21 protein-coding genes are annotated in these 18,231 nt (G+C 61.6%); 16 read left to right on the forward strand and 5 right to left on the reverse strand.

The features are described 5' to 3' along the window. Window positions 1-104: 104 nt before the first annotated feature. The gene (locus J5J10_RS06600; protein ID WP_211929292.1) at window positions 105-1,232 is read left to right on the forward strand and encodes an anhydro-N-acetylmuramic acid kinase; all 1,128 of its coding nucleotides are present in this window, start codon (window positions 105-107) and stop codon (window positions 1,230-1,232) included. Here J5J10_RS06600 and J5J10_RS06605 read toward each other — a convergent pair. Further along, complete coding sequence (locus tag J5J10_RS06605) at window positions 1,229-2,092, reverse strand: patatin-like phospholipase family protein (RefSeq protein ID WP_211929293.1); 864 nt, start codon at window positions 2,090-2,092, stop codon at window positions 1,229-1,231. The genes J5J10_RS06600 and J5J10_RS06605 overlap by 4 nt on opposite strands. A 341-nt stretch (window positions 2,093-2,433) precedes the next feature. After that, the gene (locus J5J10_RS06610) at window positions 2,434-3,111 is read right to left on the reverse strand and encodes an alpha/beta hydrolase (RefSeq protein WP_208551250.1); all 678 of its coding nucleotides are present in this window, start codon (window positions 3,109-3,111) and stop codon (window positions 2,434-2,436) included. A gap of 209 nt (window positions 3,112-3,320) precedes the next feature. On the opposite strand from J5J10_RS06610, the gene J5J10_RS06615 reads away from it, so the two are divergent. The 12 genes from J5J10_RS06615 to J5J10_RS06670 all read left to right on the forward strand — a co-directional run bounded on the left by J5J10_RS06615 (window position 3,321) and on the right by J5J10_RS06670 (window position 12,891). Next, window positions 3,321-4,487, forward strand: coding sequence for a cysteine desulfurase family protein (locus J5J10_RS06615; protein WP_211929294.1), 1,167 nt, complete (start codon window positions 3,321-3,323; stop codon window positions 4,485-4,487). A 143-nt stretch (window positions 4,488-4,630) separates the two neighbouring features. Further along, on the forward strand, window positions 4,631-6,100 hold the full coding sequence (sufB, locus tag J5J10_RS06620; RefSeq protein WP_211929295.1) for a Fe-S cluster assembly protein SufB: 1,470 nt from the start codon (window positions 4,631-4,633) through the stop codon (window positions 6,098-6,100). After that, window positions 6,100-6,321 (forward strand): hypothetical protein, encoded by a 222-nt coding sequence (locus J5J10_RS06625; RefSeq protein ID WP_208551248.1) that lies wholly within the window; start codon window positions 6,100-6,102, stop codon window positions 6,319-6,321. The genes sufB and J5J10_RS06625 overlap by 1 nt, the downstream gene beginning before the upstream one ends. A 43-nt stretch (window positions 6,322-6,364) precedes the next feature. Then, window positions 6,365-7,120 (forward strand): Fe-S cluster assembly ATPase SufC, encoded by a 756-nt coding sequence (sufC, locus tag J5J10_RS06630; RefSeq protein WP_211929296.1) that lies wholly within the window; start codon window positions 6,365-6,367, stop codon window positions 7,118-7,120. Between the two features lie 20 nt (window positions 7,121-7,140). Further along, window positions 7,141-8,418 carry a Fe-S cluster assembly protein SufD gene (sufD, locus tag J5J10_RS06635; protein WP_211929297.1) on the forward strand — a complete coding sequence of 426 codons (1,278 nt, stop codon included), beginning with the start codon at window positions 7,141-7,143 and terminating at the stop codon, window positions 8,416-8,418. Further along, window positions 8,411-9,658, forward strand: a complete 1,248-nt coding sequence (locus J5J10_RS06640; protein ID WP_211929298.1) for a cysteine desulfurase — start codon at window positions 8,411-8,413, stop codon at window positions 9,656-9,658. Before sufD ends, J5J10_RS06640 begins: the two co-directional genes overlap by 8 nt. A 10-nt stretch (window positions 9,659-9,668) precedes the next feature. Continuing rightward, on the forward strand, window positions 9,669-10,043 hold the full coding sequence (locus tag J5J10_RS06645; protein WP_208551244.1) for an SUF system Fe-S cluster assembly protein: 375 nt from the start codon (window positions 9,669-9,671) through the stop codon (window positions 10,041-10,043). A 46-nt stretch (window positions 10,044-10,089) separates the two neighbouring features. Further along, window positions 10,090-10,365 (forward strand): type II toxin-antitoxin system ParD family antitoxin, encoded by a 276-nt coding sequence (locus J5J10_RS06650; RefSeq protein WP_211929299.1) that lies wholly within the window; start codon window positions 10,090-10,092, stop codon window positions 10,363-10,365. Beyond that, the gene (locus tag J5J10_RS06655; protein WP_211929300.1) at window positions 10,365-10,652 is read left to right on the forward strand and encodes a type II toxin-antitoxin system RelE/ParE family toxin; all 288 of its coding nucleotides are present in this window, start codon (window positions 10,365-10,367) and stop codon (window positions 10,650-10,652) included. The genes J5J10_RS06650 and J5J10_RS06655 overlap by 1 nt, the downstream gene beginning before the upstream one ends. Window positions 10,653-10,737: 85 nt before the next feature. Further along, entirely contained in the window at window positions 10,738-11,127 is a 390-nt protein-coding gene (gene sufA / locus J5J10_RS06660; RefSeq protein ID WP_211929301.1) for a Fe-S cluster assembly scaffold SufA, read from the forward strand. Window positions 11,128-11,216: 89 nt separating this feature from the next. Then, the gene (locus J5J10_RS06665) at window positions 11,217-11,831 is read left to right on the forward strand and encodes a LysE family transporter (protein ID WP_249116688.1); all 615 of its coding nucleotides are present in this window, start codon (window positions 11,217-11,219) and stop codon (window positions 11,829-11,831) included. Window positions 11,832-11,967: 136 nt separating this feature from the next. Next, window positions 11,968-12,891 carry a hypothetical protein gene (locus tag J5J10_RS06670; RefSeq protein ID WP_211929303.1) on the forward strand — a complete coding sequence of 308 codons (924 nt, stop codon included), beginning with the start codon at window positions 11,968-11,970 and terminating at the stop codon, window positions 12,889-12,891. A 49-nt stretch (window positions 12,892-12,940) separates the two neighbouring features. On the opposite strand, the gene J5J10_RS06675 is transcribed toward J5J10_RS06670, so the two are convergent. The 3 genes from J5J10_RS06675 to J5J10_RS06685 form a co-directional block, all read right to left on the reverse strand. After that, on the reverse strand, window positions 12,941-13,267 hold the full coding sequence (locus J5J10_RS06675; RefSeq protein ID WP_211929304.1) for a flagellar basal body protein: 327 nt from the start codon (window positions 13,265-13,267) through the stop codon (window positions 12,941-12,943). Between the two features lie 148 nt (window positions 13,268-13,415). Beyond that, window positions 13,416-14,336, reverse strand: coding sequence for a DMT family transporter (locus J5J10_RS06680; protein WP_211929305.1), 921 nt, complete (start codon window positions 14,334-14,336; stop codon window positions 13,416-13,418). Window positions 14,337-14,461: 125 nt separating this feature from the next. Further along, window positions 14,462-14,893, reverse strand: coding sequence for a YqaA family protein (locus J5J10_RS06685; protein WP_211931161.1), 432 nt, complete (start codon window positions 14,891-14,893; stop codon window positions 14,462-14,464). 459 nt (window positions 14,894-15,352) lie between these two features. Here J5J10_RS06685 and J5J10_RS06690 point away from each other — a divergent pair, with 459 nt between their 5' ends. The 3 genes from J5J10_RS06690 to J5J10_RS06700 are packed head-to-tail and all read left to right on the forward strand — an operon-like array spanning window position 15,353 to window position 18,167. Next, complete coding sequence (locus tag J5J10_RS06690; RefSeq protein WP_211929306.1) at window positions 15,353-16,372, forward strand: ABC transporter substrate-binding protein; 1,020 nt, start codon at window positions 15,353-15,355, stop codon at window positions 16,370-16,372. Between the two features lie 5 nt (window positions 16,373-16,377). Continuing rightward, window positions 16,378-17,409: an iron ABC transporter permease gene (locus J5J10_RS06695; RefSeq protein ID WP_211931162.1), complete on the forward strand. Its 1,032-nt coding sequence runs from the start codon at window positions 16,378-16,380 to the stop codon at window positions 17,407-17,409. After that, a complete protein-coding gene (locus J5J10_RS06700; RefSeq protein WP_211929307.1) occupies window positions 17,406-18,167 on the forward strand; it encodes an ABC transporter ATP-binding protein in 762 nt (253 codons plus the stop codon). The genes J5J10_RS06695 and J5J10_RS06700 overlap by 4 nt, the downstream gene beginning before the upstream one ends. The last annotated feature ends 64 nt before the right edge of the window (window positions 18,168-18,231 follow it).

Here is an 18,231-nt window from a genome sequence, read left to right on the forward strand (position 1 = left end):
TGCGCCGGCGCTTTACCACTGTTTTGTGATTTGTGCACGTGGTTCGGCCATGAAATCTCGTCAAGACTTTTATTCGTGACGTTGATTCGAAAAGGAGCTGAATCGTGGGTGAGTTGAAGCGGGCCGTGGGTCTGATGAGCGGCACGTCGATGGACGGGATCGACGTGGCGCTGCTGGCGACCGACGGACGCGAGACTGTCGAGCTGGGGCCGTTTCTTTCCGTGTCCTACGATCCTGACTTTCGGGAGCGCCTGAAGGCCGGCCTCGAAACCGCCAAGACCATTCACGAGCGGCATGAGCGGCCCGGCGATCTTGCGGACCTGGAGCGCGATCTCACCCTGCGACACGTCGATGCTGTCAATGACTTCCTGAAGCAAAACAGCATTTTGCCCGGCGATATCGATGTGATCGGTTTCCACGGGCAGACGGTGCTTCATCGTCCGTATGCCGCACTGACGGTGCAAATTGGCGACGGCCAGCTGTTGGCGGACCGCACGGGCATCGCCACGGTGTTCGACATGCGGGCAAACGACATCGCGCATGGCGGGCAGGGGGCGCCGCTCGTTCCCGCCTATCATGCCGCGCTTGCCGCCCGGCTGGAGGATCGGACGAGCCCGGTCTGCTTCGTCAATATCGGCGGTATCTCCAATCTCACTTATATCGGCCCGGATCACGAGATCATTGCCTTTGACAGCGGACCGGGAAATACGCTGATCGACCAGTGGGTCGAGGAGAACGCCGGCGTTCCCTATGATCAGGGCGGACGGATCGCATCCGAGGGTACCATCATCATGGCCCTTGCCGATCGCTATCTGGATCATCCCTTCTTCACCTCCGACATGCGCCGCTCGCTCGACCGCAGCGATTTTCGGCCGCCTGCTGCGGACGAGGCGGGCCTCCACGACGGCGCGCGAACCCTGGCCTACGTGACGGCGGCTTCCGTCATGCGGTCGGCAGGTCACCTGCCGGCGATGCCGAAATGCTTCATCATCTGCGGCGGCGGGCGGCTCAACGGCGCCGTGATGGAAGATCTCGCCGAAATGGCGTCACGGCATGGCGCGCAAGTGCTGACGGCAGAGGAAGCGGGTTTCGACGGCGATGCGATGGAGGCCGAGGCGTGGGCGTATCTTGCCGTGCGCTCGCTCGCCGGGTTGCCGCTCACCTTTCCGGGCACCACCGGCGTGGCGCGGCCGATGACGGGTGGGGTCTTGGCGAGGACGATACGCGCCTAACAAGAGATGGTCGCAAGGGAGCGTTGCGAAAACGCTTTGCCGTCCCGCAACCCCACTTCGTAGGCATGGCGTATGCCATCGGGATCTCCCACGGCGAACTTGTTGACGGGGATGTTCTCGCTCGGACCGACAACTGTGCGGTTTGGGGCCTCCGGGGGCTTTCGGCCAAACCGGGTTGAGAGCAGCAGCGTGCGCCAACCCTTTTCCTCGACCTCCCGGAGCTTGATGAGCGGCGGGTTGTCGACGAGCCCTCCATCGAGATAGGCGCGGCCGCGCAGTCGTCCGACGGGCATGAACGGCGGTACCGAGGACGTCGCCACGAGGGCGTCGACCAGTTCGCTGGGGTAGTCGACATTGTGCGTCGAGATCCAAACCGGCTTCAGCCCCATGTGTCGTCCGGCGCGAGAATGGGACCCGTCCGTCAAAAGCTTCTCGATCTGGTAGGCGCCAATCGAGCCGAGTGCGCCAAGGGCGCCTGGCATCCAGCCGGGCAGCGCGGATAGCTGGATCAGCATCGGTGGGGCTGCCTTCAGCGCGTCGAGTTCGGCTTCCCCGAATTCCTGGGCGAGGAACCGGCGATAGAGGTCGCCGACGACAAGCGGCGATTGACGCCGCTTCAGCGCCCTCCAGTCCAGATCGCGTTGACGGGTTTCGGCGAAGGCGAAGGCTGCCGCGCGAACCCGGTCGCCGACTCCCGCCAGATGCATGGCGCCATGATAGGCGCCGGCCGACACGGCAACGTAGAAGCGCGGCGTGAGGCTGGCGTGTTCAGAATAAGCCTTCAGGAAGCCGCTTTGCCAGTAGCAGCGGTTGCCGCCCCCTGCGAGCCCGACGGCATCAAAAGTTGGATGATCTGACATGTGTTCGTTTCGTAGAGTGCGCTGTCGTTCAGGTCAGAACTTTCGTCCTGCCGTGTCAATGCCCAAAACCGGCAGACAAGGCGCAAACGAAAAAGGGCGGCTTTCGCCGCCCTCAGACTGCTGACAAACCCCTGGCTACATCCGGGGGTTTATGATTCACTGGGACATGTTGAAGAAACCTGCTCCCGAACAGACGGCTCTCGAGAAGATCACGAAAATCTAAGACCAAAACACCACCTGACCGCGCACCTCAAAACAAGAAAACCCGCCAAGCAAAAATCGGCGGGTTTGTCAGCGGTCTGAGGGCGGCTTTCGCCGCCCTTCAGACAACCCGTATTGGGTTACCGAATGCGTTTCGCAGCGGGCTCCGGCACCAGCTCGCCGTCGAGACGGCGATCAAGGTAGTCGCCGCAATCCTCGATCAGCGTTTCCACCTGGCCGCCGAAGAAGTGGTTGGCGCCGGGGATGGTCTTATGGGTAATCAGGATGCCCTTCTGGGTCTTGAGCTTGTCGACCAGGCCCTGAACGTCCTTTTCCGGCGCGACCTTGTCGCTATCGCCGTGGATGATCAGGCCAGAGGAGGGACAGGGTGCCAGGAAGGAGAAGTCGTAGGTGTTCGGCTGCGGGGCCACAGAAATGAAGCCCTCGATTTCCGGGCGACGCATCAGCAGCTGCATGCCGATCCACGAGCCGAAGGAATAGCCTGCAACCCAGCAGCTCTTCGAATCGGGATGCAGACTCTGGACCCAATCGAGCGCCGAAGCCGCGTCGGAGAGTTCGCCCGCGCCATGGTCGAATTCGCCCTGGCTGCGGCCGATGCCGCGGAAGTTGAAACGGAGCGTCGTGAAACCGCGCTTCTGGAACATGTAGAAGAGCTGGTAGACGATCTGATTGTTCATCGTGCCGCCGAACTGCGGGTGCGGGTGCAGGATGATGGCGATCGGGGCGCTTTTTTCCTTCGACGGCTGGTAGCGTCCCTCGAGGCGGCCGGCCGGGCCGTTGAAGATGACTTCGGGCATAAACTCGGGTCCCTGTCTTTTTTCTGTGTTCGGACACCCCATATCCCGCGAGCTGACTTGACGAAACATGTCAGCTTTTCTAGAACAGTTTAGAACCGTTCGAAACTGCGATGGTGGGCCATCCGGTGTGGACGTGTCTTAGTTCAAGCCCGGCGCGAATATCAAGAAAAATGCGTCGGTTGGCCGAAACCAACGAAAACTGGTCCCGGATGAGCAAGAGCCGCATCTATCTCGACTGGAATGCCACGGCGCCGCTTCTACCGGCCGCTCGTGATGCGTTCGTCGACGCGCTTTCGCTTCAGGGAAACCCGAATTCGGTTCATGCGGATGGTCGTGCGGCACGGGCCGCCATCGAGACCGCGCGCCGGCAGGTCGCGGTGCTGGTCGGGGCGGCGCCCGCGAATGTCGTTTTTACGTCGGGGGCGACGGAAGCGGCCAATATGGTGCTGACGCCCGATTACGCGATGGGCCGCTCGCCGCTTCGCTTCGGCCGGCTTTACGTCTCTGCAATCGAGCATCCGGCGGTCAGGCTCGGAGGGCGGTTCGCCGCTTCCGAGGTGACCGAAATTTCTGTGACATCGGATGGCCTCGTCGATCTTGCAGCGCTTGAAGCCTTGCTTGCTGTCCATCCGGCGGATGCCGGCCTGCCCTTGGTGGCGGTGATGGCGGCGAACAACGAGACCGGTGTGATCCAGCCCGTTCGGGAGGTGGCAGCGCTCGTCCATGCCAGGGGCGGTTTGATCGTCGTCGACGCCGTGCAGGCCGCGGGACGCATTCCGATTGATATCGCGGCGATAGACGCCGATTTCCTGATTGTCTCGGCTCACAAGATCGGCGGTCCGAAAGGGGTGGGCGCGTTGGTGTCGCGTGGCGAGACCCTCATGCCGAAGCCGCTGGTGACGGGCGGCGGGCAGGAGAAGGGGCACCGCGGCGGTACGGAAAACGTTGCCGCGATTGTCGGTTTCGGGGTCGCGGCCGCCGCAATGGCCGAAGGCATCGGCGATCGAAATGCGTCAATTGGGGCTTTGCGCGACCGGCTTGAGACGCGGATGCGGGACGTTGCGCCCGATGTCGCAATCTACGGCGCGTCGGTTCCGAGGATTTGCAACACCACGTTCTTCGGCCTGCCGGGACTGAAGTCCGAAACCGGGCAGATCGCCTTCGACATCGAAGGCGTCTCGCTGTCGGCCGGATCGGCCTGTTCGTCGGGAAAGGTCGGGCAAAGTCACGTGCTGACGGCGATGGGGCACGATCCGAAATCGGGAGGATTGCGTATGTCTCTCGGGTATTCGACGACAGAGGAAGAGATCGACCGGGCCTTGGAGGTCTTCGCCCTGGTCAACGGCCGGCGGCCTCGGGAGGAAAGGGCCGCCTGAGGTCGTAAAACTTGCCGATTGGCAAATTTCGCTTGCGAAAAGGGGTGAAATCACGCCTTTCGCTCTTACATAGAGTCGGGACTTCCCCGCCTCACTACGTTGACAAGCTGCCGGCCTTGACCCGGCAAGATTGGAGAACGCACATGGCTGCGGTACAGGAAACAATCGATCAGGTCCGCCAGATCGATGTCGACCAGTACAAATACGGTTTCGAGACCACGATCGAGGTCGAGAAGGCTCCGAAGGGTCTGAACGAAGACATCATCCGTTTCATCTCCGCGAAGAAGCAGGAGCCGGACTGGATGCTGGAATGGCGGCTTGAAGCCTACAAGCGTTGGCTCACCATGGAGGAGCCGACCTGGGCACGCGTCAACTACCCGAAGATCGACTTCAACGACATCTATTACTACGCCGCACCGAAGACTGCTGCGGGTCCGAAGTCGCTTGATGAAGTCGATCCGGAGCTTCTGAAGGTTTACGAGAAGCTCGGCATTCCGCTCAAGGAGCAGGAAATGCTGGCCGGCGTTCAGTCGTCGAGGATTGCTGTCGACGCGGTGTTTGATTCGGTGTCGGTCGTCACGACCTTCAAGGAAGAGTTGAAGAAGGCCGGCGTGATCTTCATGTCGATCTCGGAAGCCATTCGCGAGCACCCTGATCTTGTGAAAAAGTATTTGGGATCGGTCGTTCCAACCTCCGACAATTATTACGCGACGCTGAATTCCGCGGTGTTTACCGACGGTTCCTTCGTGTTCGTTCCCAAGGGTGTTCGTTGCCCGATGGAGCTGTCGACCTACTTCCGTATCAACGAGAAGAACACCGGCCAGTTTGAGCGCACGCTGATCATCGCCGAAGAAGGGGCCTACGTATCCTATCTCGAAGGCTGCACGGCGCCACAGCGCGATGAAAACCAACTGCATGCGGCCGTTGTCGAACTCGTGGCGCTCGACGATGCCGAGATCAAGTATTCGACCGTCCAGAACTGGTATCCGGGCGACAAGGATGGCAAGGGCGGCATCTACAACTTCGTCACCAAGCGTGGCGATTGCCGTGGTGCGCGCTCCAAGATCTCGTGGACCCAGGTCGAGACTGGCTCCGCGATCACCTGGAAGTACCCGTCCTGCATTCTGCGCGGCGATGACAGCCAGGGCGAGTTCTACTCGATCGCCGTCTCGAATGGCCATCAGCAGATCGACAGCGGCACCAAGATGATTCATCTCGGCAAGAACACCAGGAGCCGGATCATCTCGAAGGGCATCTCGGCCGGCGTGTCGGAAAATACCTATCGCGGCCAGGTCTCGATGCACCGCAAGGCGGCAAACGCGCGCAATTTCACCAATTGCGACTCGCTACTTATCGGTGACAAGTGCGGCGCGCATACCGTGCCTTACATCGAGGTCAAGAACTCGACGGCCAAAGTGGAGCACGAGGCGACGACCTCGAAGATCTCCGAGGACCAGAAGTTCTACGCCATGCAGCGCGGCATCCCGGAAGAAGAGGCGATCGCACTGATCGTCAACGGCTTCGTCCGCGACGTCATCCAGCAGCTGCCGATGGAGTTTGCTGTCGAGGCGCAGAAGCTGATCAATATTTCGCTCGAGGGTAGCGTGGGGTGATGAACGAGAAGGTCGAGAACCTCATTTTGGAGCATCTGCGTGTCATGCGCACCGATATCGCCTCGTTGAAAGAGGAGATGGTCGGGATGCGGTCCGAAATGCGGGCTATGAAGCAGCATATGGCCGGGTTCATGACCGACGAGACGAGACAGGATGGCGAGATTGCGGAACTGAAGCTGCGTCTCGACCGGATCGAAAAGCGGCTGGAATTGAGCGAATAGCCGATCGCCGCGCAACGACAATCGAATATCTGGGATAGAAATCATGCTTGAAATCAAGAACCTCCACGCCCGCATCGCCGAAGATGGCACCGAGATCATCCGCGGTCTGAACCTGACCGTGAAGCCGGGCGAGATCGCCGCCGTCATGGGCCCGAACGGCTCGGGTAAATCGACTCTTTCCTACATCCTGTCGGGTCGCGAGGACTACGAGGTCACCGAGGGCGATATCCTCTATAACGGCGAGAGCATTCTCGAACTCGATCCGGCCGAGCGCGCCGCCAAGGGTATCTTTCTCGCCTTCCAGTATCCGGTCGAAATCCCGGGCGTTGCCACCATGCAGTTCCTGAAGGTGGCCATGAACGAGCAGCGCAAGGCGCGCGGCGAGGCGGAACTGACGACGCCGGATTTCATGCGCCTCGTCAAGGAAGCCTCGGCCAAGCTGCAGATCAATCCAGATATGCTGAAGCGCCCGCTGAATGTCGGTTTCTCCGGCGGCGAAAAGAAACGCGCCGAGATCCTGCAGATGGCGCTTCTGGAGCCGAAGCTCTGCATTCTCGATGAAACGGATTCGGGTCTCGACATTGATGCGCTGAAGATCGTTGCCGATGGTGTCAATGCGCTTCGCTCGCCGGATCGCGCCGTGATCGTCATCACCCACTACCAGCGCCTGCTCGACTACATCGTGCCGGATACCGTCCACGTTCTCTACAAGGGCCAGATCATCAAGTCGGGCGACAAGGACCTTGCGCTCGCGCTCGAAGCCAATGGCTATGCCGACATCATCGGTGAGGCGGCCTGAGGCCAGGAAGGAGCTTTTCGATGGATCTGAAAGCTGCAAACAGGCCGACAGCCGCCGAAAGCGCGCTGATCGAGGCCTATACCGCCCAGGTCGGAACCCTGCCGGGTGACGGCTCGGTGATGATCGCCCGCGACCGGCTGTTCGCCGAGCTTCGTCAGGGTGGGTTGCCGACACGCCGCGTCGAGGCCTGGCACTATACCGACCTCAAGACACTTCTGCGCGCGGTTCCGGCGATGGAGCCTGCGGCGACGGGTGACGTGGCTACGCCGTTGGTCGCCGGGTCGTCTCTGTTGGTTGTCAACCAGGGTCGCACGCAAAACGCAGGATCGCTGCCGGACGGCGTTGTCGTCGAGCGGCTGAGCGAAGCTCTCGTTGCAGGTCGTCACGTCGCTGGCCTCGTGCCCTTCAAGGCTGACGATGCGATCGGCCGGATCAACGGAAGTTTCGTGACCGACGGTTTTGCACTGTCGTTTGCCGACGGCACCGAGCTCGAGGCGCCACTCGAACTCCAGCTCACGCATGCGGCGGGACAAGCGCACAGCCGGTTTCCGGTTTCGATCGGCGCCGGCGTTAAGGCAACCGTGATCGAGCGGCATATCTCGTCGGCCTCAGGCGCGTCTTTCGTCAGCTCGGTCAGCGATCTGACGCTCGGCGAAGGTGCGGAAATCACCTGGGTCATCGTCCAGGCGCAAGGTGCTGAAGATACCCATCTCGGCCAGATCAAGGCCGTGCTCGGCACGGATGCGAAATTCCGGCTTTTCATCGTGAATACGGGCGGAAAGCTGGTGCGCCAGGAAGTGCATGTGAACACCGCCGGCGAGGGTTCGGACTTCACCTTGCGGGGGGTCAACCTGCTCGGTGGCGACACGCATACCGACATCACGATGACGCTCGGCCATGACGTTCCCAATACGACGTCGACGGAAGTCATCCGCAACGTGGTGTTCGATCGGGCGAAGGGCGTCTTCCAGGGCATGATCAAGGTGGCGCCGGATGCGCAAAAGACCGATGCCCGAATGGCCTGCAATACGCTGCTGATGTCTGATGATGCCGAGTTCTCGGTCAAGCCGGAGCTGGAAATCTTTGCCGATGACGTGCAGTGCGCCCATGGTGCGACGGTCGCGGATATCCTGAAGACGCATCTCTATTACCTGATGTCGCGCGGCATTCCGGAGAAGAAGGCACGTGGGCTGCTGATCAACGGCTTCGTTGCCGAGATCGTCGAGGAACTGGAGGACGAGGCGCTGGTGGAAGCACTGGAAACCGTCATCTCCGACTGGCTGGAGCGTCATGGCTGATACGATCGCCACGCAGGTTGGCTATGACGTCGAGGCGGTGCGAAGGGATTTTCCGATCCTGTCGCGCACCGTCCACGGCGACAAGCCGCTGGTCTATCTCGACAATGCCGCCTCGGCGCAAAAGCCGAAGATGGTGATCGACGCGATCAGCCATGCCTATGGCCACGAATATGCCAATGTGCATCGTGGCCTGCACTTCCTGTCGAACGCTGCGACCGACGCCTATGAGGCGGCGCGCGAGAAGGTGCGGCGCTTTCTGAATGCCGGCTCGATCGATGAGGTGATTTTCACGAAGTCCTCGACCGAGGCGATCAACACGGTCGCCTATGGCTGGGGCATGAAGCATGTCGGCGAGGGCGACGAGATCGTTCTGTCGATCATGGAGCATCACTCCAATATCGTGCCGTGGCATTTCCTGCGCGAGCGCAAAGGGGCGAAGCTGGTCTGGGCACCTGTCACAGACGATGGCGCCTTCGACATGGAGGCCTTCGAAGCCTGCCTGACAAAGCGCACCAAGCTGATCGCGATCACACATATGTCGAACGCGCTTGGCACCGTGGTTCCGGTCAAGGAGGTCTGCCGCATCGCCCGTGAGCGTGGCATCGCCGTCATGATCGACGGCAGCCAGGGTGCCGTGCACATGCCGGTCGATGTCACCGACATCGACTGCGACTGGTATGCGGTGACCGGCCATAAGCTCTATGGTCCGTCCGGCATTGGCGTGCTCTACGGCAAGATGGACAGGTTGCGCGATATGGACCCGTTCATGGGCGGCGGCGAGATGATCGTCGAGGTGAGCGAGGATGCGATCACCTACAACGATCCGCCGCACCGGTTCGAGGCGGGCACGCCGCCGATCGTGCAGGCGATCGGGCTCGGCTATGCACTGGACTACATGGAAAGTCTTGGCCGGGATGCGATCGCTGCGCACGAGGCCGATCTGAAAACCTATGCCGAGGAACGGCTCCGGGCGATCAACTCGTTGAAGATTTTCGGCAATGCGCCCGGCAAGGGGGCGATCTTTTCGTTCGAGCTTGCCGGCATCCATGCGCATGACGTCTCAATGCTGATCGACCGCCGCGGTGTCGCCGTTCGAGCAGGTACGCATTGCGCCCAGCCGCTTCTGGCCCGCTACGGCGTGACGTCGACCTGCCGCGCCTCGTTCGGACTTTACAACACGAGGGAAGAGGTCGATGCGCTCGCCGACGCGCTCGACTATGCCCGCAGCTTCTTTGCCTGAGGACCATGCCATGAGCGACACGGAAGACAAGATCGACGTCCGCGAGGGCATAATCAACACAGCCATTCCGGCGGAAGAAGTGGCGCGGCTTTCCGATGATATCATTGCGGCGCTGAAGACAGTCTACGATCCGGAAATACCGGCCGACATCTTCGAGCTTGGTCTCATCTACAAGATCGACATCGAAGACGACCGTACGGTCAAGATTGTCATGACGCTGACGGCTCCGGGCTGCCCGGTGGCTGGTGAGATGCCCGGCTGGGTGGAGAACGCCGTTGGCGCGGTCGAGGGCGTGTCGAATGTCGAGGTCGAAATGAGCTTCGATCCGCCGTGGACACCGGACCGGATGTCGGAAGAGGCGCAGGTCGCCGTCGGCTGGTATTGAGGTCCCGGATCGGTTATTCTCTGCGGGATTTGCGGAGGCGAAGACGATGGGTGCCGAGACAATCCGCGTTGCTTTGAGTGACGAAATGCGCGACATCGTCGAGGATGCCTTGTCTTCCGGCGACTTCAAGTCGGCCGAAGATGTCGTGTCGGCGGCGCTGACACAATGGCAGGCCGAACGGCTGCTCGCAAATTTCACGCCGGAAGAGCTCGATGTACTGATCCAGGAAGGGCTGGACAGCGGCGATCCGATTGATGGGGAAGAGGCGTTTCGGCGTATCGAAGAGGATCTGGAGCGTTACATTGCATCCAAGAGGGCTTGATGACCCTCATTCTTCGCCCCTTAGCGAAGCTCGATATACAACTCGCCGCGCAGTATATCGCCGACCGGAACCCGGATGCGGCGAGGGCTTGGCGGAGGACGATCCTAGCGACAGCTCGTAGGTTGGCCGAGATGCCTGGAATGGGGCATCTGGTGGAAGGGCGAGCTGACGGCGTGAGAATGTTCTGCAAAGACGGCTACCTCATCTTCTACAGGGTGCTATTCGGCGATATCGAAATCCTACGCGTGATTCACGGCGCACGGGACTGGGGAAGGTTGTTTCGTTGACGGTCTTGTTGATCCTTTGACCGCCAACCCCTACATTGAAGACGAAGGCACCGGACCTTGAACCCGGATGCCCAAGGAGAAGACCATGGCTTTCAGCGTCATGACCATGACGGACAAGGCGGCAGCACGGGTTCGTGCGATCGTCGATAATTCCCCGGGCGCCAAGGGCGTGCGCGTCGGCATCAAGAAGGGCGGATGCGCCGGGATGGAATACACCATCGACCTCGTGACTGAGCCCCAGGCGAAGGACGACCGGATCGAACGCGATGGCGCGTCGGTGTGGATCGATCCGGCGGCCGTGCTTTATCTGCTTGGAACTGAAATGGATTTCGAAACCACGACGTTGCGCTCGGGGTTCACGTTCCACAATCCCAACCAAACGTCAGCCTGCGGCTGTGGCGAGTCGGTGGAACTGAAAGCCGCCGACCTTGCAGAACTTGCCCGTCAGAAGCAGGGGGCCGACGCGCACGGGTGACAGGTCTGCTCCGTGCGTTGCCTCAGCCACGATGATTTGCCAATGTGGCAGCCTAGCGTGGCGATCGATCGGGTGGGCGCAGAGTGACTATGCTGCTGTTCGGAAAGGGACTGTTGCTGGGGCTAGCCATCGCTGCCCCGGTGGGTCCAATCGGAGCGCTCTGCATCCAGAGAACGTTACAGCGGGGTTTTCTCGCCGGTATCGCCGGAGGTCTGGGAACCGCGCTCGCCGACGGTGCCTATGCCGCGATGGCGGCGGCTGGTTTTGCGGCTCTTTCGGGCCTGCTGGAGGTGGTGTCGTTGCCGCTCCAACTGGCTGGAGGTGCCTTCCTGCTCTGGTTTGGTGTGACGAGTTTTCGTCCGCGCGGCGAAGTGAAGGCCGCCGGCACAGGTGCGCGCGATCTGGTCTCGACCACGGTCGCCACCTTTTTCCTGACCATTGCCAATCCGGCGACAATCCTCTCGTTCGCCGCCATCTTCGCCGGGCTTGGGCTGGCGGGTGAGCGGACCGGCCCGGCCTTGCTCGTGGCTGGTGTCTTCTGCGGCTCGATGCTCTGGTGGATTTTTCTCTCCGGTCTCGTGCGGCTTCTGCAGCATCGCCTACCGCCTTCATTCTCCACCTGGGTGTCTTGGGTGTCCGGGGGCGTGCTTCTCGGGTTCGGGCTGCTTTCCGTCGGCCTCGGACTGAGGACGCTGCTGCTATAAATCGGCCAAATCAGGCCATATCCGATAGGCCCGGTTTTGGACGGTGACTGTGGCCATGCTTTGCGCCAACGTTGCCGACGGACGCCCTCGGAGGGGCCGGAGCGTCCACAGATCGTTCTCTCCAAGGATCATTTCCGTGCGCAAAGTTCTTTGCTCGGCGGCCATTGCGCTGCAACTGGCGGCGGGCGTCGCCTCGATCTCCCACTACCAAGCCGAAGCGGCCGTACAGCACCGCATGAAGCGCGTGAGGTCTCCCTATTTTATCATGACGGCGCTCGAGAAGCGCGGCATCGAGGTTATCGCCATGCGCCGCCTGGCGCAGGTCTATTTCCTGCACGTCCGCGATGGCTTCGGCACCGAAGCGCTGATGGCCGTCGATGGTCGCAACTCGGAGATCATCGGCCTTCTCGTCCTGTCGCTCGGCCGCGGGGTAAGCCCGATCGTGACCGGTTCGCGCGGCCGCCATTTTGTCGACCTGACCTACACGTTCGGCTACACGGTGGAGTGGACCGTGTTCGAAAGCTACACCGTCATCACCACGGAGGAACTCTCCGTGACCGAAGAGTATGTCGAAGTGACGTACGAGGAATACGAGGAGGTCGTCTACGAAGAGGTCGAGGAATACGCCGAGGGTGATCTCGACGAAGGCCTGCCGGACGACGCTGCCGGCGATCTGCTGGTGGAAGAGGAGATCGAGGCGTATTCGGAAGAAGCGACATTCTCGGAGGACCAGCAGACGGAAGAAACGACTGATGACGAGGACATCTTAACGCAATCCGACCAGAGCGCCGATGAGGACACTGCCGCTGATATGGACGAAGACATGACCGACAACGTTGTCAACGATGTCGATGGCGCGGATGATCAGGCCGGCGATGACGAGGCGATTTACGAGGAGGCCGAGGACACGACGGAGCAGGACGATGTCGTGGAAGAGCAGGTTGTCGACGAAGAACCAGACTATGCGGACGATGCTGAAGACGTCGAGGAGCCCGTCGAAGACCAGTTTGTCGAAGATGAGCCTGTCGACGATGAGCCGGTGATCGACGAAGAAGAGTAAGACGACCGGAAGCCGGTCCGATGAGGGCCGGCTTCGCCGGCCGCAGGGCTCAGTCGCGCTTTATGGAGAGCAGCACGTCCCAGATTTCGGCACCGGTCTCCCAGACGGCGGCGTTCGACTTGAAGGCCGTTTCTGCCTCGACGAGAGATAGCATTTCCTGGGCGAGGTCGACATTGGAAGCGTCGGGGAGGGTGGTTTCCCCCGACGGAGAAACGGAAGCGGTAACGCCAACGCGCGAGCCTGTGACGAAGTCGGTCACGCGCCTGTCATAGCCGGGCGTCAAGGCATTGGCGACATTGTTCGCCGTCGCGCTTAGCCGCGTCGTTTGCGCCTGCATGCCGGACAGGGCGACACCCATGACGGCTGAGATGCTCATTCCTTGCCCCCCGATGCACAGAACGGTCAGGGCTCCATTGATAATATGAAGGTTTTAGCAAACTCTGAAAAGACGAGGTGAGCGAAGCATTTCTTAAAAACACTGCATTTTAAGGAAGATACATTCCAGCTTTTTGCATCTTCGGCCGTCAATGACTGATGAGCGCCGTTCCCGCGATCGCCAGCGCGGCGCCGACCCAAGCGTGTGGCCGCGGCATCTTCCGGCTGCGCAGCCATACCATCGGCAGGATGACGATCGGCGTCATGGAAGAAAGGGTGGAGACGATGCCGACATTGCCGCCCGCCAGCGCTGCCATCAGCAGGGACATGCCGAGCGTGGTGCCGAAGAATGCTGCGGTCGCGGCAAGTCCGAGGTCGCCGAGGCGGAATGTTCCGCCTTCGCGCCGGATGGCGGGAATGAAGAGAAGAGCCCAGAACACAAAGACAGCAAAGCCTGACCGGATGGCCATCGCCGCAAACGGTTCAACCCCGGGTGCCATTGCCGGTCGAGCGAGCAGGCTGCCGAATGCCTGGCCGAAAGCGGTGACAACGCCAAGCGCGATCCCAAGCAGCGATATCGGCGGGCTTTGCGGTGCCGGTGCCTCGATAGGCTGCTGGTCGGCGAGCGGGATCATGGGGGCTGGGCGTCGGCGGCGCACGCCGATGGCAATGAGGATCCCGGTCAGGATGAGCGCTACACCGACGCCTTGGCGGCCGGAGATCGTCTCTCCCAGAGCCACATAGCCGAATAGCAGCGCGAAGGGTGACGCAAGGGAGAAGAGCAGCGCCGTTACGCGCGGTCCGGCCGTGTAGATCGCCGCGAAATAGGTTGTGGACGCAACAACGATGCCGGCTGTGCTGGAGCCGATCAGTGCCCAGATCTGCCATGGACCGAGCGTATTCCAGCCACCGGTCATCGTCGCCGCGATGGCAGTGAAGAGAAAGGCGGAGGTGAGCTGCCAGCGCGTCAGCCGCATCAATGGAACCCGGCCGTTCAGTTCATTGACGAACATGGAACTTGCCGCGATGCAGGCGGCGGAGCCGATGGCCAGAGCTTCGGAAACGAACATGGATGCGCCTTCGCCTCGGTGGTGAGGGTGAGCTATGTCGAAGCCGGAAGCGAAAGGCAAGCGACCTGGACGTGGTGCCTCCGGTGATCATTCGGAGAGCCGGGCTAGCTCTTGACGTTCAGTCTTCAGGACATCCAGCCCGCTGTGGCGGCGACGAGGACCAGATACCGTCCGACCTTGGCGAGAGTGACGAGTGCGAGAAAGGTCGGTAACGGTTCGCGCAGCACACCCGCGACCACCGTGATCGGGTCGCCGACGACGGGAAGCCAGCTCGCCAACAGCGACCAGCGGCCATACCTGGCATACCAGCGCTGCGCTCGCTCCAGAGCGGCATGCGAGACGGGAAACCAGCGACGGTCGCGATACCGTTCAAGACCGCGCCCGAGAAACCAGTTGACGACGGAGCCGAGAACATTGCCGAGGCTCGCAACGGTCACCAGCAGAGCGAGCGGATGGCCGCCGGCAAGAACGAGGAAAACGAGCACGGATTCCGACTGTGCCGGGAGCAGGGTGGCCGCCAGAAAGGCAGAGGAAAAAAGCCCGAATAACGCCCCCATACCCCCGCTCACGCCGACGGTTCCGATATTTTTCCACCATACGGGCGGATAATGTTTTGGGCGTGCGGCATTCGGCAAAGGGCTCTGCTTGACGGGATAGTCGCTGTCTTGCATCGACATCGGCCGAATGACAAGCGGAAGCCCTTCACTCGGGTAGAGTTCCACCGGACCGTGCCATCGTGCCGGCGAGAATAAGCTGGTTGCGCATTTCGTTCTTCTCGAGTTCGGTGCCGTGTAAACGATCGACCTGACCATGGTTTCAGGGAGCGGGAGAGAGCGGCGGATTGCCCGGTCCGTTTCGAACGGAGAGGCGCGTCAGCGTCTTGCGACCACATCTTTCCACGCACAACGCGCCTCCCGCATCGCCCAATGCATAGAAACATGATTGTTATTATCTTGTTTTCTGTTGCGCCCGGAACTATAGGCCTGCGGACAGACAACCGACCAGGATTTATCCCGATGATTTTTGCCCGCACGCTCGCCGCCTCCACCCTTGTGACCATCGGTCTGCTTGCTGGAGCCGCGTCGGCTACTCCGACGGAATACCCTCTGACGCTTGAGAATTGTGGTGTCCAGGTCACCTTCCATAAGGCGCCGGAACGGGCGGTCGCGCTCGGGCAGAACAGCGCGGAAATCCTGCTGCTGCTCGGTCTCGAGGACAAGATGGCCGGGACAGCCTTCTGGCCGAGCAAGGTGCTGCCGGAGCTCGCGGAAGCCAATGCCAAGGTCAAGCTTCTGACGGTCGAGTTCCCGACGTTCGAGTCGATCCTCGCAGAGACCCCGGACTTCGTGGCGTCCGCCCTGCCGAGCCTTGTCGGACCCGACAGCAAGGTCGCAAAGCGCGAGGACTTCGACAAGGTCGGCGTGCCGAGCTACCTGTCGCCGAGCACCTGCCTTGCGACGGACGGCAAGTCGGATATGTACGGTAGCCGCAAGGCGTTGTGGAGTATGGACCTGCTCTACAAGGAGATCGACGAGCTGTCGCAGATTTTCGATGTTGCCGATCGCGGCCAGGCACTGATCGCCGACTTCAAGGCGCGAGAGGCAGCACTTCGTGCCGCAGCGCCGAAGGACGGAAAAAAGCTTTCCTATGTTTTCTGGTTCTCCAGCCCTTCGCCGTCGGCCGAAGCCTATCTGGGTGGCAAGAACGGTGCCTCGGGATTCATTGCCGACCTGCTTGGTGGAACGAACGCGATCACCACCGAAGCGGAGTGGCCGACGGTCGGATGGGAGGGAATCATCGCCGCCAATCCCGACGTTATCGTCGTCGCGAGCCTTGACCGCAACCGGTGGGAACTCGACACGCCGGAGGCCAAGATCCAGTTCCTGACGACCGATCCGGCTACCAGCCAGATGCCGGCGGTGCAGAACAAGGCGATCGTCGTCATGGACGGCCAGGCGATGAACCCGACGATCCGCACCGTCTATGGGGCGGAACAGGTGGCCGAACAGCTGAAGGCACTCGGTCTTCTCAAGTGAGCACGCTGACGGTCACACGCAACCGCGCTTTCACGTTCTGGGCGCTGCTTCTGGCCTCGATCGGGGCTGTGGCGCTCGCCGTGGCCGCAAGCGTTGGGATCGGCGACCTGCCGATCCCGCTTCAGACGACCTTCTACGCGGTAACCAACAAGCTCGGCTGGACCACGGCCGAGCTCAACCGCATTCATGAGACCGTCATCTGGGACTATCGGCTGAGCCGGGCTCTGGTCGCGGCCTTCTGCGGCGCGGGGCTGGCGCTGTCGGGCGCGATCATGCAGTCGCTGCTGCGCAATCCGCTCGCCGAACCCTATGTGCTCGGCATTTCCGCAGGCGCGTCTACGGGCGCGGTCGCGATCGTGATCCTGGGGCTCGGAGCAGGAGCGGTTTCTCTGTCGGCGGGCGCGTTCGCAGGCGCCTTCGCCGCCTTCCTGTTCGTCGCACTGCTCTCCAACGGCACCCGTGGCGGCGCCGACCGGACCATTCTCGCCGGCGTCGCCGCGTCGCAGCTCTTCAACGCGGCGACCTCCTACATCGTGACCACATCAGCAAACGCCCAGCAGGCGCGCGACATCATGTTCTGGTTGCTCGGCAGCTTCGGCGGCGTGCGCTGGCCGGAATTCGCGCTGGTTTCCGTCGTGGTCGGATGCGGGCTCGTCATCTGTCTGCTTTATGCCCGCGTTCTCGACGCCTTCGCGTTCGGCGAAGAAGCGGCGGCGGCGCTCGGCGTCAATGTCGGCCGGGCGCGGATCGCGCTGTTTTCGCTGACGGCGGCGATGACGGCGACGATCGTCAGCATGGTCGGTTCCATCGGTTTCGTCGGTCTGGTCGTGCCGCATGCGGTCCGTTTCCTGGTCGGGCCTTTGCACCTCAGGCTCTTGCCGGCCTGCGCTGTCGGCGGGGCGGTATTCATGGTTCTCGCCGACATCGCTTCCCGTATCCTGGTGCCGCAGCAGATCCTGCCGATCGGGGTGGTGACGGCGCTCGTCGGCGTGCCGTTCTTCTCGCTCATCCTCTACCGGTTCCAGCGCGCGTCATGAGCATCTCGGTCGAAAATCTCAGCTGGAAGATCGGCCGGAAAACGATCCTCGACGGTGTCTCGTTCGAGACGCGGCCGGGCGAGATGCTTGGCCTGCTTGGCCCGAATGGATCGGGAAAGACTTCGCTGTTGCGTCTCGTCGCGGGATTGAAGAAGCCGCATGCGGGACGGGTGCTGATCGAAGGCCGGGATATCCATGCGACCCAAAGGCGGGTTCTGGCTCAACGCGTCGCCTTCGTCGAGCAGCATGCGGCGACCAATGCCAATCTTCAAGTGGTCGACGTGGTCAAGCTCGGCCGTTTTCCGCACCGCTCGATGTTCGCAGGGTGGACAGCGGCCGACGAAGTGGCAGTCGAGGAGGCGCTTGAAAGGGCAGGGATGTCGGAGAAGCGCCAGGACGGCTGGCAGAACCTGTCGGGTGGGGAGAAGCAGCGAGCGCATATCGCGCGGGCACTGGCACAAAGCCCGCGAGAGCTGATCCTCGACGAGCCGACGAATCATCTCGACGTCCAGCACCAGATCGGGCTTCTGCGGCTTGTCGCCGGTCTGCCGGTCACCAGCATCATCGCACTTCACGACCTCAACCACGCCGCCATGTTCTGCGATCGGCTGATTGTGCTGAATCACGGACGGATCGTGGCCTTTGGATCACCCGAGGACGTGCTGACGGAAGACCTGCTTCGCGGCGTCTTTGCCGTCGACGCGCGGGTGGAGACCTCGTCACATCATGGCCGGCCGCACATCCATTATCTGCGCTGACGTAGCCGCCCCATACTGGGAAAGAGGAAACGCCGCCTTTCGGGCGGCGTTTCCATGCTAAAGT

This window comes from Ciceribacter sp. L1K23 (genome assembly GCF_018122705.1).
GTDB lineage: Bacteria > Pseudomonadota > Alphaproteobacteria > Rhizobiales > Rhizobiaceae > Allorhizobium.